14 protein-coding genes are annotated in these 15776 nt (G+C 64.8%); 1 reads left to right on the plus strand and 13 read right to left on the minus strand.

Annotation, left to right across the window (positions count from 1 at the left end; translation table 11 throughout):
• From truB to rimP, 6 genes are all read right to left on the minus strand, one after another.
• Positions 1-1122: a tRNA pseudouridine(55) synthase TruB gene (gene truB / locus IVB29_RS20900; protein ID WP_247505273.1), complete on the minus strand. Its 1122-nt coding sequence runs from the start codon at positions 1120-1122 to the stop codon at positions 1-3.
• A complete protein-coding gene (rbfA, locus tag IVB29_RS20905; protein ID WP_247505274.1) occupies positions 1119-1562 on the minus strand; it encodes a 30S ribosome-binding factor RbfA in 444 nt (147 codons plus the stop codon). The genes truB and rbfA overlap by 4 nt, the downstream gene beginning before the upstream one ends.
• A 158-nt stretch (positions 1563-1720) precedes the next feature.
• The gene (gene infB / locus IVB29_RS20910; protein ID WP_247505275.1) at positions 1721-4426 is read right to left on the minus strand and encodes a translation initiation factor IF-2; all 2706 of its coding nucleotides are present in this window, start codon (positions 4424-4426) and stop codon (positions 1721-1723) included.
• 72 nt (positions 4427-4498) lie between these two features.
• Positions 4499-5182, minus strand: a complete 684-nt coding sequence (locus tag IVB29_RS20915; RefSeq protein ID WP_247505276.1) for an RNA-binding protein — start codon at positions 5180-5182, stop codon at positions 4499-4501.
• Positions 5183-5205: 23 nt separating this feature from the next.
• Complete coding sequence (nusA, locus tag IVB29_RS20920) at positions 5206-6816, minus strand: transcription termination factor NusA (RefSeq protein ID WP_247505277.1); 1611 nt, start codon at positions 6814-6816, stop codon at positions 5206-5208.
• Between the two features lie 2 nt (positions 6817-6818).
• On the minus strand, positions 6819-7574 hold the full coding sequence (gene rimP / locus IVB29_RS20925; protein WP_247505278.1) for a ribosome maturation factor RimP: 756 nt from the start codon (positions 7572-7574) through the stop codon (positions 6819-6821).
• A 373-nt stretch (positions 7575-7947) separates the two neighbouring features.
• Between rimP and IVB29_RS20930 the strand changes: the two genes are divergently transcribed.
• Positions 7948-9030 (plus strand): DUF2336 domain-containing protein, encoded by a 1083-nt coding sequence (locus IVB29_RS20930; protein WP_247505279.1) that lies wholly within the window; start codon positions 7948-7950, stop codon positions 9028-9030.
• Here IVB29_RS20930 and trmB read toward each other — a convergent pair.
• From trmB to IVB29_RS20965, 7 genes are all read right to left on the minus strand, one after another.
• A complete protein-coding gene (trmB, locus tag IVB29_RS20935) occupies positions 9027-9737 on the minus strand; it encodes a tRNA (guanosine(46)-N7)-methyltransferase TrmB (protein ID WP_247505280.1) in 711 nt (236 codons plus the stop codon). The genes IVB29_RS20930 and trmB overlap by 4 nt on opposite strands.
• Positions 9734-10891 carry a M20 family metallopeptidase gene (locus IVB29_RS20940; protein ID WP_247505281.1) on the minus strand — a complete coding sequence of 386 codons (1158 nt, stop codon included), beginning with the start codon at positions 10889-10891 and terminating at the stop codon, positions 9734-9736. Before IVB29_RS20940 ends, trmB begins: the two co-directional genes overlap by 4 nt.
• An 85-nt stretch (positions 10892-10976) precedes the next feature.
• Complete coding sequence (locus IVB29_RS20945; protein ID WP_247505282.1) at positions 10977-11390, minus strand: helix-turn-helix transcriptional regulator; 414 nt, start codon at positions 11388-11390, stop codon at positions 10977-10979.
• A 231-nt stretch (positions 11391-11621) separates the two neighbouring features.
• Entirely contained in the window at positions 11622-13235 is a 1614-nt protein-coding gene (gene lnt / locus IVB29_RS20950) for an apolipoprotein N-acyltransferase (RefSeq protein ID WP_247505283.1), read from the minus strand.
• Positions 13232-14350 carry a hemolysin family protein gene (locus IVB29_RS20955; protein ID WP_247505284.1) on the minus strand — a complete coding sequence of 373 codons (1119 nt, stop codon included), beginning with the start codon at positions 14348-14350 and terminating at the stop codon, positions 13232-13234. Before IVB29_RS20955 ends, lnt begins: the two co-directional genes overlap by 4 nt.
• A 1-nt stretch (position 14351) precedes the next feature.
• Positions 14352-14861 (minus strand): rRNA maturation RNase YbeY, encoded by a 510-nt coding sequence (gene ybeY, locus IVB29_RS20960; RefSeq protein ID WP_247505285.1) that lies wholly within the window; start codon positions 14859-14861, stop codon positions 14352-14354.
• 62 nt (positions 14862-14923) lie between these two features.
• Positions 14924-15776: PhoH family protein (locus IVB29_RS20965; protein ID WP_247505286.1), on the minus strand; the 853-nt coding region annotated here is incomplete at its 5' end.

The following is a 15776-nucleotide window of genomic DNA, read 5'->3' on the forward strand; positions in this document are numbered from 1 at the left end:
TCAATTTCTCTCGTTGCGAACGGCGCTGGCAGTCAGGCCGGTCAGGTTGAACACACGCTTGGGGATGATTTCGCCATTGCCGACTTCAGCAAGCGCCAAAAGGCGGCCTGCCACCGTGACATAGACTGTGCCGCTACTAGTGGGCGCATCCCGTCCGCGCAATAAAACGGCTTGGCCCCGATGGAGCCTTGCCGCATCAGCCCGAGTGACGGCCAGTGCCGGGATGTCGTCCAGCGCGGTCTCAACGGGCATAAGCGCGTCGGCGAGGCTGCCCTCGCCGGACGCGGCTCTATCGCATAAAGCCTCCAGCTGATCCAGCGGAATCATGTCGTTCTCGCCAAATGGGCCGACCAGGGTCCGCCGCAGGGCGCAGATATGGCCGTAAGTGCCGAGAATCCGGCCCATATCGCGGGCCAGCGCCCGGACATAGGTGCCCTTGCCGCACTCGGCCTCGAACACGGCTCGGTCGTTATCCGGTTGATCCACCAGGGTTAATTGGTGAATTTCAACCGGGCGGGGGGCCAGCTCCACGATCTCGCCGTCGCGGGCGAGGTCATAGGCGCGCTCGCCCTGGACCTTGATCGCGGAATAGCGCGGCGGGGTTTGCTGGATCACTCCTGTGAAGCGGGGCAGCAGGGCCTCGATGGCCTCCCGGGTCGGGCGCTGGTCGGAGGTCGCGGTCGCCTTGCCCTCGATATCGTCGGTGTCGCGTTCCTCGCCCCAGCACACGGTGAACTGGTAGCGCTTGCGGCCGTCCATGACGAAGGGAACCGTCTTGGTGGCCTCTCCAAGAGCAATCGGCAGGCCGCCCGAGGCGAGCGGATCGAGCGTGCCGGCGTGTCCGGCGCGCTTGGCGTTGAACAGGCGCTTGAGCACGGCCACCGCCTGCGTCGACGTCATGCCGATCGGCTTGTCGAGCACCACCCAGCCGTGGACGTCGCGGCGGTCGCGGCGCTGCTGCTGCTGACCCTTCTGCTTGTTGGCGCGCGGATCGTTGTTGACGCGGCGCGGCTCCTGGTGCGGCGCAGAGTTGTCGCCGAGATCCGCAAAATTATTTTTCTGCACGTCGCGCTGATCGGCTTCTTCGCCGCCGATCGTGCCGTGAGCCGGGTCCATCGTCATTGTTCTTCTTCCCGATCCGAATCCGGATCCTGTTCCAAGTCCTGTTCGAGGTCCTTCTGCACCGCAGGTGTTCGCAAAAGCTTCTCGATCCGTTCCGCTTCGTCGAATCGTTCATCGACGCGGAAGCGAAGATCAGGTGCAAATTTGAGGTTAACGCGCCGCGCGACTTCGCCACGCAGGAATTTCTTGTTGCGCTCGAGCGCAGCGATGATGATCTCGGTGTCGCGGCCACCGAGCGGCATCACATAGACTGTCGCGAGCTTCAGGTCGGGCGACATCCGCACCTCCGGCACGGTGATGATATGACCTTCGAGGTCATCATCATGCACATTGCCTTGCGCCAGAATCTCGGCCATCGCGTGGCGAACCTGCTCACCGACACGCAGCTGACGTTGCGAGCCGCCGGGTGCGGAACTTTTCTTCTGATGGTGGCGGGGCATAGTCTGGAAATCACCTCGTCGTGCCCGCGCGTTTGGGACACGAGCATTGTCATTTATCCTGTTGAAACGAATGCGGCGCGATGGCCGGAATAAATCCGGCCATCGCACTCCCGCAATTTCAGCTCAAAAAGATCCAGGCGCTTCGGTAAGATTTGGACTTACAGGGAGCGCTGGATCGTCTCCACGCGGTAACACTCGATCACGTCACCGGCGCGCATATCGTGGTAGTTCTCGAAGGCCATGCCGCATTCCTGACCGGACTGGACTTCCTTCACTTCGTCCTTGAAGCGCTTCAGCGTCGACAGCTTGCCTTCGTGCACGACGACGTTGTCGCGGATCAGGCGCACATTGGCGCCGCGTTCCACGGTGCCGTCGGTGACGCGGCAGCCGGCGACCTTGCCGACCTTGGAGATGTTGAAGATCTCCAGGATCGAGGCATTGCCCAGCATGGTTTCGCGCAAGGTCGGCGCGAGCAGGCCGCTCATGGCCTTCTTCACGTCGTCCACGAGGTCGTAGATGATGTTGTAGTAGCGGATCTCGATGCCGTTGCGCTTGGCGGCCGCAGCGGCCTCCTTGTTGGCACGAACCGAGAAGCCGATGATCGCGGCGTTGAAGCCTTCCGCGAGCGTCACGTCGGATTCCGAGATGCCGCCGACACCCGCATGCAGGATACGCGCGGCGACCTCATCGGTGCCGAGCTTCTCCAGCGAGCCGAGGATCGCTTCCAGCGAGCCCTGCACGTCGGCCTTGATGATCAGCGGGAATTCCTTGCGGCCCGCCGTCTTCAATTGCGACATCATCTGCTCGAGCGAGCCGCGCATGCCGGAGATCGAGGCAGCCGCGTTCTCGCGCTTCTGGTGCGCGCGGTAGCTGGTGATCTGGCGGGCGCGGGCTTCGTTCTCGACGACGGCGAGACGGTCGCCGGCTTCCGGCGGACCGTTGAAGCCGAGCACCTCGACCGGGACCGACGGACCCGCCTCCTGCACCGTTTCGCCCTGATCGGAGATCAGTGCGCGAACGCGGCCCATTTCGGCGCCGGCGACGATGATGTCGCCGATCTTGAGCGTGCCGCGCTGGACCAGCACGGTCGCGACCGGGCCACGGCCGCGATCGAGCTTGGCCTCGATCACGGTGCCTTCGGCCGGCCGCTCCGAATTGGTCTTCAGGTCGAGGATATCGGCCTGGAGCGCGATCATTTCGAGCAGCTTGTCGAGATTGGTCTTGTTCTTGGCAGACACTTCGACGTCGACGACATCGCCGCCGAAGGATTCGACCTGCACCTCGTGCTGGAGCAGCTCGGTGCGCACGCGCTCGGCCTTCGCGTCGGGCTTGTCGATCTTGTTGATGGCAACAATGATCGGCACGCGCGCCGCCTTGGCGTGGTTGATGGCTTCGATCGTCTGCGGCATGACGCCGTCATCGGCCGCAACCACCAGCACGACGATGTCGGTGACCTTGGCGCCGCGGGCACGCATCGCGGTGAACGCGGCGTGGCCGGGGGTGTCGATGAAGGTGATCTTCTTGCCGCTTTCGGGCGACGTCACCTGATAGGCGCCGATGTGCTGGGTGATGCCGCCGGCTTCACCCGAGACGACGTTGGCATGACGGAGCGCGTCGAGCAGCGAGGTCTTGCCGTGGTCGACATGGCCCATCACGGTCACGACCGGAGAACGCGGCTCGTTGTCGGTGGAATCGTCAACCGCGTCGAACAGACCCTCTTCGACGTCGGAGGCTGCCACGCGCTTCACGCTGTGGCCGAGTTCCTCGGCGATCAGCTGGGCGGTGTCGGAATCGATCACGTCGGTGATCTTGTGCATCGCGCCTTGCTTCATCAGCATGCGGATGACATCGACCGCGCGCTCGGCCATGCGGTTGGCGAGTTCCTGGATCGTGATGGCTTCAGGAATGATCACCTCGCGGATGAGCTTTTCCTTCGGCTCGTTCGCCGCGTGGCCCTTCAGACGCTGGGTGCGGCGGCGGAACGAGGCGATCGAGCGCTCGCGGACGTCGCCGGCACTGAACGCGGTGACGACCGTCAGGCGACCGCGCTCCTTCTGCGGGCCGGGCTTGTGGGTGGTCTTGGGGGGTACCACAGGACGCGCGGCGCCGCCTGGACCGCGACGGATCTGGCGCGGACCCTCGTCCTCGTCAGGTCCGGCTGCAACCGCGGGCGCGCGACCCAACGGGCCGCCTCCGGGCCTCGCCGTGGTCGTTCCGGGCCGTGCGGTCGTGGTTCCCGGGCGTGCCGTGGTGGTGGTGCCAGGGCGCGCTGCGGGTGCGCCGGGGCGCGGCGCAGGAGCGGCCGGAGCGGCAGCTGCGGGGCGCGCGGCAGATGCCGGCTGCTCGCCTTCGCCAAAACGCTTCTTGGCCTCGGTCTCGGCCTTGCGCTTGGCTTCGTCCTCGTGACGGTGGCGCTCTTCCTCGGCCTTGCGGCGGGATTCGGCGGCCTCGCGGTCGACGCGTTCGGCGGCTTCGCGAACAGAGCGGCGCTGGGCCTCTTCCTCGGCCACGCGGCGCTCTTCGACTTCGCGCACCTTGGCATCGGCCAGCGCACTGGCGCGGGCGGAACGTTCGTCCTCGGTCAGCGTGCGCAGGACCACGCCGGAGCCGGCGTTGCGCGGCGGAGCCGGGCGCGCGGGAGCGGGTGCCGGCGCGGCCGGAGCCGGCTTTGCAACGACCACGGGAGCCTGCGGCTCGGGGGTACCGTCGATACGGCGCTTGCCACGCTTCTCGACCACGACCTGCTTGCTGCGGCCATGGCTGAAGCTCTGGCGCACAGTGCCCGTTTCGACGCGCGGCTTGAGCGATAGCGTCTTGCTCGGAGCACTCAGCTTCTTGTCGTCAGGGGTCTTGGTATCAACCATTCAGCAGTCCTAATCCTGATCTTTGTTAACGTTGTGCGTTGCCGCACCGTCCTATCGGGTGGTCGTTGTCTCTCAGAAATCCTGGCCGGGCTTTTCGGCAGTCTTGTCAGCGTCCGCCATCCGGTATCGGACCAGCATCTGGCTACGTGACAGGAATGACTTGCTCGCCGGGCCCGCGAGCAGGGCAGCATGTATCACATTTGACCGGGTAAGTGCCAAATCCAATTCTATCGATTTCAGTGCGTTGACGACGGGAATCGGCGGCTTGGCACCGCGATTTCCGTCATTTTGACGCGCCAGCATGTCCAATTTGCGGATTCCGTCCGCGGCCCCGTCGCTGGCATGGATCAGGACCTCGACCGTGCCTTCCTGCAGGGCGCTTTCGACCTTGCCGAAACCGGCGACGATCTGGCGCGCCTTGGCCGCGATCCCAAGGACTTCGGTCACGCTCCGGACCAGGAGCACCTCGATGTCGGCAGGAAACGTCTGGGGAATGCGCAGCTCGCGCTTGAAGGCCTTACCAAAATGGTGACGCCGCACGGCTTCCGCAACCACCCCGCGTGAGGCGGTGACCCACATGCCGCGTCCGGGCAGCTTGCGCTTGAGATCGGGAACTATGTCGCCTTGCGGCGAAACGACGAAGCGGATCAGCTCGTCGATTGGTCGGACCTCGCGACTGACCGCGCACATCCGCATGGTCGCGGACCTTTCGGTCCGCGGGCCATTGTCGAGATCGTGGTCAGTATCTGCGAGCATCCGGGCGACATTCTCCCTTGCCCTTAAGCCGGCTGATCTTCAGCCGCCTCAGCCTCTTCGGCTGGCTTGGCGAGATCGGCCTCGGTGATCCAGCCGGCCTTGACGCGGGCCTGCATGATCATGGCTTCGGCATCGTCACGGGAGATTTCGAGACCATCGAGCGCGCCGGCGAACTTGGTCTGCTCGCCACCTTCCTTGCGCTCGGTCCAGCCGACCAGATCGTCGGTGGCGCAGCCGGCGAGGTCGTCGACCGTCTTGATGTCGTTCTCGCCGAACTTGACCAGCATCTTGGAGGTTACGCCGGGCACGTCCTTGACGGCGTCCTCGACACCGAGCTCCTTGCGCTTGGTCTCGATCTCGGCCTCCTGCTGCTCGAGATATTCGCGGGCACGGTTCTGGAGCTCTTGCGCGGTTTCCTCGTCAAAACCCTCGATGCCGGCGAGTTCCTTGAGGTCCACCATCGCGAGTTCCTCGACCGAGGTGAATCCTTCGGACGCCAGCAGCTGGCCGACCACTTCGTCGACGTTGAGCGATTCCATGAAGACGCGGGTCGAGTTCTCGAAGTCGGCCTGGCGGCGCTCCGATTCCTCCTGCTCGGTCAGGATGTCGATGTCCCAGCCGGTGAGCTGCGAGGCCAGACGCACGTTCTGGCCGCGGCGGCCGATCGCCAGCGAGAGCTGGTTGTTGGTATCGGGCACGACGACTTCGATGCGCTCGCGGTCTTCGTCGATGACGACCTTGGAGACTTCGGCCGGCGCCAGCGCGTTGACCACGAAGGTCGCGATGTCCGGCGACCAGGGAATGATGTCGATCTTCTCGCCCTGCAATTCGTTCACCACGGCCTGCACGCGCGAGCCGCGCATACCGACGCAAGCGCCGACCGGATCAACCGAGGAATCGCGGGAAATCACGCCGATTTTCGCGCGCGAGCCGGGATCGCGAGCGACCGCCTTGATCTCGACGATGCCGTCATAGATTTCAGGCACTTCCTGCGCGAACAGCTTCGCCATGAACTGCGGATGGGTGCGGGAGAGGAAGATCTGCGGGCCGCGGGTCTCGCGGCGGACGTCGAAGATGTAGGCGCGCACGCGGTCGCCGTTGCGGAACACTTCGCGCGGCAGCATTTCGTCGCGGCGGATGATGGCTTCACCGCGGCCGAGATCGACGATCACGCTGCCATATTCGACGCGCTTGACGACGCCGTTGACGATGTCGCCGATGCGGTCCTTGAATTCCTGATATTGCCGGTCGCGCTCGGCCTCGCGCACCTTCTGCACGATGACCTGTTTGGCCGACTGGGCGGCGATGCGGCCGTATTCCAGCGGCGGCAGGGTGTCAGCGATGGTGTCGCCGACCTGGGCACCGGGATTGGCGCGCTGCGCGTCCACCAGCGAGATCTGGTTGGAATGGTTTTCGACCGTCTCGACGACCAGCATGTGGCGCGACAGCCGCAGCTCGCCCTTCTTGGGGTCGATCTCGGCATGAACGTCAGTCTCGCTGCCGTAACGGGCCCGCGCCGCCTTGGCGATGGCGTCCTCCATCGCCGCGATGACGATGCCGCGGTCGATCGATTTCTCGCGCGCAACGGCGTCGGCGATCTGGAGCAACTCAAGTCGATTGGCGCTGACTGCCATGGCTAGTCTCCTTCGTCAGGATCGATCTCGCCCCGCCGCACGCGGTCGGCGGCCAGGCGATGTTTCTTCGTATTGGTCGGGGCCGGCTTCTTCGTCGGCTTGGTGTTCTTGGTGGTCTTTTCGCTGATCTCGGCGTGCGGCGCCTTCGGCGGCTCGATGCCGAGATCGCGGCGCATCTCGCGCGCCGCGGCCTTGCCGCGGCGCATGGATTGCGCGATCAGCTCGTCGGTCAGCACCAGGCGTGCCTCGCCGATATCTTCCATCGTCAGGAGAACTTCGGTATCGTCGCCGGCCTTGGCATCGTCGCGGCGCAGATGCACGCGGTCGCCTTCGACCGCACCCAGCATGCCGCGGAACCGCTTCCGCCCCTCATGGGCGACGGCCATGTCGATCTTCACCAGATGACCAGAATAGCGTTCGAAATCGGAACGACGCACCAGCGGACGGTCGATTCCCGGCGAGGAGATTTCCAACCGGTAGGCGCGATCGATGGGGTCGGCGACGTCGAGCACGGGCGACAGCGCTCGCGAGATCGCCTCGCAATCCTCGACCTGCATCGATCCGTCCGGCCGCTCGGCCATGATCTGCACGGTGCAGCCGGCTTCGCCGGAAATGCGGATCCGCACCAAGCGATAGCCCATACCCTCGAGCACCGGACCCGCAACCGCCGACACCCGTGCAGCCGCACCCGGCTCGACCACGAGCCTCGGTTCGGCCAACAACTCAGAATCCTTGGAACCAGCGTTCGGTTCGGTCATATCAGGGGTCAAGGCGCTCGTCGGTTTAGGCTTGGGTTAAGGCTTCGTTACGATTTCAAAGCGGCTTCGGAACTTTCCCGACAGCGCGTCGGGCCGCATCTTCCGCCAAGCCGCGTTCAGGTAATAAAAAAGAGCGGGTCCTTTCGGGCCCACTCTCACTACGCGGATCGTATGAGAAGATGAATTGGCGCTGATATAGCCCTTTCCGCCCTCCCGGACAAGGCCCATCGCGGGCCAGACGAGGCTTTTTGCGCCCGTCTGGCAGGCCCCCCGCGCAACGCTTCCTTCACCTCCGAGGCCTAAATTCCCTGATTGTGGGGCGGCTTGGACCAAGGGCGCACCCGCGGCGTGCCCTATACGAGTTTGCGTTTTCATGACCGTTGCCACGTCGCTCATTCCCGGACTGGACGATATCGTCAAACGCGGCGACCCCCGGCGTCGTGGCGAGATCGCGCGCGCGATCTCCCAATTATTCTTCCAGGACGCCGAGAAGCTCCGTCCCGATCTCGTCGATCTCTTCGACAATCTGCTGATCGATCTCGTCCCGCATGCCGAGCTTGCCTCGCGCGTCGATCTCGCCGAACGCTTCTCGCACCTCAACAACGCGCCGCCGCATCTGGTTACTCAGCTGGCGCGTGAAAACGAGATCGCGGTGGCAGGCCCGGTGCTGCGCCGCTCGCCCGTGCTCGACGACGCGGCTCTGGTCGAGATCGCGCGGCTGAAAGGTCAAGGCCATTTGCTGGCGATGACTGAGCGGCCGACGTTGTCGGCGGACATCACCGACGTACTGGTTGAGCGCGGCGACCGCGACGTGGTGCGTCGTGCCGCGGGCAATGCCGGTGCGGTGTTCTCGGCAGGCAGCTATTCCGCGATGATCAAGCGCGCGTCACAGGACGGCGTGCTGACGCTCAAGATCGGCCAGCGCGACGACCTTTCGGGCGAACACCTTAAAGAGCTTCTGAACGGCACGCTCGATGTCATTCGCCGCCGCCTCTCCAGCGTGGTCAAGCCTGTGCGCCAGGTCGAGATCAAGCGCGCGATGGCGTCGATAGAGGAGGCCACGCTCCCGCCGGGCCCGCGTCGCGATTTTTCGGCGGCGCAGCGCACGGTGCTGGCCCTGCACCGCGAGGGTCATCTCGGCGAGAGTGCGTTGCTTGGCTTCGCAAAGGCGCACAAATACGAGGAATCGATCGCCTCGCTTTCGGCGATGGCCGGCATCCGCCTCTCGATCCTCGACCGCCTGATCGCGGGAGACCGCTGCGATCCGATCCTGATTCTTGGCCGCGTGCTGAATCTCGGCTGGCCCACGGTGCGCGCGCTGATCCTGATGTGGTACGGTTCGCATCGCAGGCCCGCCGAAGCCGATCTCGAGCAAGCGCGCGTGAACTTCGCGCGCCTGATGCCGTCGACGGCCGAGCGCGTCGTGAAATTCTGGCGCAACCGGCAGACGATCTAAAACCGTCGAAACCGCAGATACGCCGCCTTGCGGCCTTCGCGCGTGGCTTTTCTGCCATAGCGCGTCATGGTGTAGCCGTTCCAGGGCAGCCGAAAATCATCGGCGCGCTCCGCGAGCCATTTGAAATCCGGCGAGCGCGCAAGATGCGACAGCGTCCAGGCACAGTAATCGTCGATGTCGCAGACGAAACGGAATTCGCCGCCCGGCTTCAGCACGCGCGCCATCGCCGCGATCGTCCTGTCCTGCACGAAGCGCCGCTTCCAGTGCCGTCGCTTCGGCCAGGGATCCGGATGGATCAGGTCGATCCGCGACAGTGAGGCCTTCGGCAGCCAGGCCAGCAATTCGGCGGCATCGCCCGCGAACAGGCGGATGTTGGCAATTTTGGCGGCCTCGATCTGCGCGAGGATCTTTGCCATGCCGTTGACATAGGGCTCGCAGCCGATGAAGCCGGTCGTGGCGAAGTTCTGCGCCTCGGCCGCAAGATGCTCACCGCCGCCAAAACCGATCTCGAGCCGCACATCCTCCGCGACGGGATCGAAGATCTCGTTGGCGCTCGCCGGTGCTTCACCCTTGATGTCGAGCGCGAGCTGCGGCAGCAGATGATCGACCAGCTCGGTCTGGTGCTGCCTGAGCTTGTGGCCCTTACGGCGCCCGAAGAATGCGCGCTCGCTGTCGTCGCGATCGGGGTCCGACTTGCGCTCGTTCATCGCAGCGTCTGATAGAGGCGATAGAGCAGCCGTGCGCGCGGTTCGAGCGACGAGACATAGAGCTGCTCATAATGGGTGTGTGCGCCCTTGCCGTCGACGCCGAGCCCGTCGAGCGTGCCGGTGTAGGGAGCGGTGAAATTGCCGTCCGAGCCGCCGCCGGTATAGGTGTCGATCAGCTCGAAGCCGATCTCGGTCGCGAGAGTCTTGGCGTGCTCGTACAGCGAGGCGCCTGCATTGCCCTTCTCGTAAGGCGGACGGTTGAGCTCGCCGGTGACCTTGACAGTGACGCCCTCGGTCTTCGACGTCAGCCCCAGGATCTTGCCGACGAATTCGTTCGCATCGCTGAAGCTCATCACGCGCAGATCGATTTCGGCATAGGCTTCTTCCGGCGTCACGTTGGGGCGCGTGCCGCCGCGCACCAAACCGACATTGACGGTGACGCCGCGCGTCAGATCGTTCATCGCCTCCAGCGTCTGGATGACGTTGGCGAGCTCGCGAATCGCGCTGCGGCCGTCCTCGGGCCGCGAGCCGGCATGCGCGGGCACGCCCTTGATGAACACCTTGAAGCGTCCGACGCCCTTGCGGCCGGTGACGATCTTGCCGCCGTCGCGCGCCGGCTCCGTCACCAGCACGTATTTGGCCTTGCGCCCTTCCTTCTCGATCAGTGCACGCGAAGTGGGGCTGCCGATCTCCTCGTCGGAGGTGAACATGTGGGTGATGCCGAGCGGCGGGCGATTGCCGTCGGCGCAGAGCGCACGAAACGCGTGGTGGGCGATATAGGCGCCGCCCTTCATGTCGTAGATGCCGGGACCGAACGCGCTGTCGCCCTCGACCTTGAACGGCAGGCGCTCGATGAATCCCAGGGGATGAACGGTATCGAGGTGGCTCAGCACCAGGATACCCGGCTGGTCCTGGCCCCAGGCCGAGCGGGCCAGAAGATGATCGCCGCAACCGTCGACGCCGGCGATGCGCTCGAGCGTGACAGGCAGATCGCGGTGTTGATCCGCAACCAGCGACACGAGTTTGTTGACTTGTTCAGGAGCTTCCGTTGGCGTCTCGATCTCCACCCAGCGACGGATGCCATCGAGAATAGTTTGGGTATCGAACCAGTTGGAGCTGACCATGGAAGTATCTGTGCCTTTGAATCGCATCATCTGAAAGGGCGCACATCAACGCGCGGCCGCAAATGACGGCATAGGACAGATTTCACGCAGCCTCAAATCGGATTGAGGTGGCGCGTCAGCGCTTGTCGGGACCTTCGCGGGCCGCGATCTGCTCGACGAGATCGACGATGGAGCGGCGCATTTTCGAATCAATGATTCGCGTGAACGCCTTGGTCAAAGCAAGACCTTCGGAGGTCGCGAGGAAGTCCGAGACGTAAGAGGGCGAAGCGCCTTCTGCAAAGCCGTCGGGACCAGCCACACCGCTGGGGCCGCCCTCGAACAGGAACGACACCGGCACCTGCAGAATCTCGGAGATCTGCTGGATGCGGCTCGCGCCGACGCGATTCGTGCCCTTCTCGTACTTCTGAACCTGCTGGAAAGTCAGGCCCAAAGCTTCGCCGAGCTTCTCCTGGCTCATGCCCAACATGATGCGGCGCATGCGCACGCGGCTGCCGACATATTTGTCAACAGGGTTGGGCGCTTTCGACATTTCCTCAGCCTCCAAACACCACCTTCAGCGCAATCGACGGAATGCCTCAGGTGCCAGCAGCGTAAAAATCAAACCCTGTTATTGAGAAACATTGCGGAGAAATTTAGCAATGCCCACTGTCTTTCGCAGCGGGTGCAGAATGAGGAACCCGCGTGCAGTCTGTCAACCGTGCGACTACGGTTGTCAAAGGATTCCGGCCGGTTCGACCGAAAACCGCAAGCGACGGTGTGATCACGGGTGCCGTTTGGCAACACGCCGGCGGACTGCGAGAATCATGGCCAGCGCGACCAGCATGGCTGCGGGCACGTCGCCGACCCGCGCATAGATGGTCGGCGGGATCGCTGCAGGCAGGCTTGCATCCAAAATGCCTTCGGTCCCGAGACCGAGGCTGGCGATCGTTCGTCCCACCGGATCGATCACAGCGGAGACGCCGGTGTTGGCGGAGCGGACCAGCGGCAATCCCAGTTCGATCGCGCGCATCCGCGCCTGCTCCAGATGCTGATAGGGGCCGGTCGAGATGCCGAACCAGCCATCATTGGTGAGGTTCACGATCCAGCCCGGACGCTCGTTGCGTCCGGCAACCTCGCCGGGAAAGATGGCTTCGTAGCAGATCAATGGGAGTGCGCTTGGTGCGCCCGGCACGATGAGTGCGTGCCGCACAGTTCCGGGAATGAAGCCGCCGCGCATCCGCGTCAGCTGCTCGAAGCCGAGCTTCTCCATCAGATCCTGATAGGGCAGAAATTCGCCGAACGGCACCAGGTGCAATTTGTCGTACACAGCGAGCACGCTGGCGTCGTGATCGATCACATAGATCGAATTATAGGCACGCGTGACCGGCGTTCCTCGCGGTAGGTCCGGCGCGCGGACCGAACCCGTGATCAGCACCGTGCCCTTCGGCAGCAGCTCGGCGATTTGCGCCATCGCGTCGGCTTCGCGGGTCAGGAAAAACGGAAAGGCGGATTCCGGCCAGATCAGGATGGTGGCATCGCGCACGCCGGTTGATTGCGGCCCGGAGGCGCGGTCCGACAGCGCGAGGTACTTCTTCATCACCTCCGCCTTGGCGGCGTAGTTGAACTTGGCGTCCTGCTGGAGGTCCGGCTGCATCAGGCGCAGCTTGGTGCCCGCGACCATCGTGGTCGGATGCAGCGACAGGCGGATCGCGCCGAAGATGCTCATGACAATCAGAAGCGTAATCGCAGCAACCGGCGCGCGCCATGCCGGGCGGCGATCGGGCGTGCGATCGATCAGCGCCGCGGGGCTCGCGAAGATGGCGAGGCTGAGGAACGTCATGCCCCAGAGGCCGATCAGCGAGGCCGCCTGCGCCAGCGGCAACGGCTCGGACAGCGCATAGCCGAACGCGTTCCAGGGGAAGCCGGTCAACACGTGACCGCGCAGCCATTCGGCGATGGTGAGACTCGCAGCGAGCGCGAGGATGCGGGTGGCATCCTTGGTCCAGAGCAGGCGGGCCAGCGCAAAGCCGATTGCCGTGAAGATCGAGAGATAGGCGGGCAGGCCGAGCACGGCGAACGGCGTCAGCCAGGCAAAGATATCGGCATCGACGAAGAAGGCTTTGCCGATCCAGTAGAGGCCGGGCACGAAATAGCCGAGCCCGAACCAGTAGCCGGTCAGCGCCGCGGCGGGGACGCCGTTGTAGCGTCCGGCGCCGGCGCCGTCGATCAGCCAGACCATGACGGGCAGGGTGAGGAACAGCACCGGAAAGATGTTGAACGGTGCCAGCGCCAGCACCGACAGCGCGCCGCACCCCATCGCAAGGAGCGCGCGCTTCCAACCCCAGGTCAGGATGATGGCAAGCGCAATCTGCCGAAATCGCTGGAAGGCGCTCACTGCGGGCCGGTCCCGTCGCCTGGCGGCGGGGTGGGCGTGTCGCCGGACGGCGGCTGGCCGCTCTCCGGCGTGGTCTCGCGGCGACGGCTCTCGCGCTGGGTGCGCGGTGCGGGGCGTTCCTTCCGCGTCGAGATCCGCAGCCGCTTGACGCGGCGCGGATCGGCGTCGAGCACCTCGACCTCGTAATGGCCGGGGCCCGAGATCACCTCGCCGCGCACCGGCAGGCGTCCGACGAAGCTGACGAGATAACCGCCCAGTGTCTCCACTTCCTCGCCGGCCTCGCCGGTGACGAAGTCCTCGCCGATCACGGTGCGGACGTCGTCGAGGCTGGCGCGGGCATCGGCGATGAAGGCATTGTCGGGTAGCCGGACGATCGAGGGCGGCTCGTCGCTGTCATGCTCGTCGTCGATCTCGCCGACGATCTGCTCGACGATGTCCTCGAGCGAGACCAGCCCGTCGCTGCCGCCATATTCGTCGACCACCAGCGCCAGGTGGATACGCGTCGCCTGCATCTGCGCGAGCAAATCGATCGCCCGCATCGAGGGCGGCACGTAGAGCAGCTTGCGGATGATGCGCGCCTCGCCGAGCGGCAGCGCGAGATCGACGGTACGCAGGTCGAGCCCGGCCGGCAGCGGTTTCTTGCGCTTGGTTTTGGTCGCGTCAGACACACGCGCGCGCGCCGTCATGAAGGCGAGCAAATCGCGGATGTGGACGATGCCGACGGGATCGTCGAGCGTCTCGTTGTAGACCACGAGCCGCGAATGACCCGCGCTCTCGAAGCGGTCCATCAATTCGCCGAGCGGGATGTCGCGCTTCACCGCGATGATGTCGGCGCGATGCACCATGACGTCGGCGATGCGGCGCTCATGCAGGCTGAGGATGTTGCGCAGCATGGTGCGCTCGACGGTCGAGAAGCCGGTGTCATCGGGCGTCGTGGCGTCGAGCACGACCTGGAGGTCGTCGCGCACCGAGCCCGCCTTCCAGCCGAACAGCGTGCGGATGGCGCGCAGCAGCCAGCCATCCGCGGTCGGTCGCAGGACCTCGCTCGGCGTCACCACGGCTGGCAGGTTCGGCGTGTTGCGGGGATTGTCGTGGATAGGTTCGGAATCCGGCATCTCAGTGCGTCCCTGCGCGATCAGCATAGGGGTCGGGGATGCCGAGATGAGCCAGGATCTCCGTTTCCAGCGCTTCCATCTCCTCGGCGTCGCCGTCGTTCTCGTGGTCGTAGCCGACCAGATGCAGGAAACCGTGCACGGCGAGATGGCTCAGATGATGTTCGAACGGCTTGTGCTCCTCGTCCGCCTCGCGCCGCATGGTCTCGTAGGCGATCGCGATGTCGCCGAGCATGCGTGGCGCATCGCCCGGCTTCCAATCCCCCTCCGGCTGGAGAGCGGGAAACGACAGCACGTTGGTCGGCTTGTCGATGCCGCGCCAGTTGCTGTTGAGCGTGCGGATGCCGGCATCGTCGGTCAGCATCACCGCCACTTCGGCGTCCGCGACGTCTTCGTCGACACTCTCGGCGGCAGCCGCGACCGCGCGCTGGATCACGGCTTCGGAATCAGGTTCGCGCTGCCAGCAATCGGCAACGACGAGGACCTCGGTCATGGGAAGGTTGGGATGTGACATTGTCTTTGTTCGGAACGAAGGGGCGACATGTCCGCGCCCCCTGTGGTCCGGCTGTTGTCTCGTCAGGATTTACCGGCGGCCGGCCGCTGCGGCTGCCCTTCATAGGCAGAGACGATTCGTGCCACGAGTTCGTGGCGGATCACGTCCTCGGCTTTGAAATGAACTTGCGCAATGCCCTCGACGCCGCTGAGCAGGCGCGTCGCTTCAGCCAGGCCCGAGGTCTGGCCGTTCGGCAGGTCGATCTGCGAGGGATCGCCCGTCACGATCATGCGGCTGTTCTCGCCCAAACGTGTCAGGAACATCTTCATCTGCATCGACGTGGTGTTCTGCGCCTCGTCCAGGATGATGGCGGCATTGGTCAGCGTGCGGCCGCGCATGAAGGCGAGCGGCGCGATCTCGATCTCGCCGGTCTGCAGCGCGCGCTCGACGATGCGCGCATCCATGAGGTCATAGAGCGCGTCGTAGATCGGGCGCAGATAAGGATCGACCTTCTCGCGGAGATCGCCGGGCAAGAAGCCGAGCCGCTCGCCGGCTTCGACCGCCGGACGCGACAGGATGATCTTGTCGACCTCCTTGCGCTCGAACAATTGCGCGGCGTGCGCAACCGCGAGCCAGGTCTTGCCGGTGCCGGCCGGGCCGACGCCGAACACCAGCTCGTGGCGCTTCAAGGCGCGAATGTAGGAATCCTGTGCTGCGGTGCGCGCGCGCACCGGGCGCTTGCGCAAATTGATGCTGTCGAAGTTTGACTTGCCCGACTTCGCGTCGAATTCGAACAGCGAGCCCTGCGCGATCACGGCGCGGATCGCACCTTCGACCTCGCCCTGGTCGAGATCCTGCCCCTTCACGGCCTGTGCGTAGAGCGTCTCCAGCACGCGGCGGGCGGCATCGCAGCCGTCGCGCGAGCCGCCGATGGTG

Origin of the sequence: Bradyrhizobium sp. 1, from assembly GCF_023073315.1 — a bacterium.
GTDB lineage: Bacteria > Pseudomonadota > Alphaproteobacteria > Rhizobiales > Xanthobacteraceae > Bradyrhizobium.

Coding starts and splice junctions, on each gene's coding strand:
- rbfA (WP_247505274.1), bottom strand. CDS start 1,562: ATGCCCCGCCACCATCAGAAGAAAAGTTCCGCACCCGGCGGCTCGCAA.
- nusA (WP_247505277.1), bottom strand. CDS start 6,816: ATGGCAGTCAGCGCCAATCGACTTGAGTTGCTCCAGATCGCCGACGCC.
- ybeY (WP_247505285.1), bottom strand. CDS start 14,861: ATGTCACATCCCAACCTTCCCATGACCGAGGTCCTCGTCGTTGCCGAT.
- rimP (WP_247505278.1), bottom strand. CDS start 7,574: ATGACCGAACCGAACGCTGGTTCCAAGGATTCTGAGTTGTTGGCCGAA.
- IVB29_RS20945 (WP_247505282.1), bottom strand. CDS start 11,390: ATGTCGAAAGCGCCCAACCCTGTTGACAAATATGTCGGCAGCCGCGTG.
- IVB29_RS20915 (WP_247505276.1), bottom strand. CDS start 5,182: ATGCTCGCAGATACTGACCACGATCTCGACAATGGCCCGCGGACCGAA.
- trmB (WP_247505280.1), bottom strand. CDS start 9,737: ATGAACGAGCGCAAGTCGGACCCCGATCGCGACGACAGCGAGCGCGCA.
- truB (WP_247505273.1), bottom strand. CDS start 1,122: ATGACGATGGACCCGGCTCACGGCACGATCGGCGGCGAAGAAGCCGAT.
- IVB29_RS20930 (WP_247505279.1), top strand. CDS start 7,948: ATGACCGTTGCCACGTCGCTCATTCCCGGACTGGACGATATCGTCAAA.
- IVB29_RS20940 (WP_247505281.1), bottom strand. CDS start 10,891: ATGATGCGATTCAAAGGCACAGATACTTCCATGGTCAGCTCCAACTGG.
- infB (WP_247505275.1), bottom strand. CDS start 4,426: ATGGTTGATACCAAGACCCCTGACGACAAGAAGCTGAGTGCTCCGAGC.
- IVB29_RS20955 (WP_247505284.1), bottom strand. CDS start 14,350: ATGCCGGATTCCGAACCTATCCACGACAATCCCCGCAACACGCCGAAC.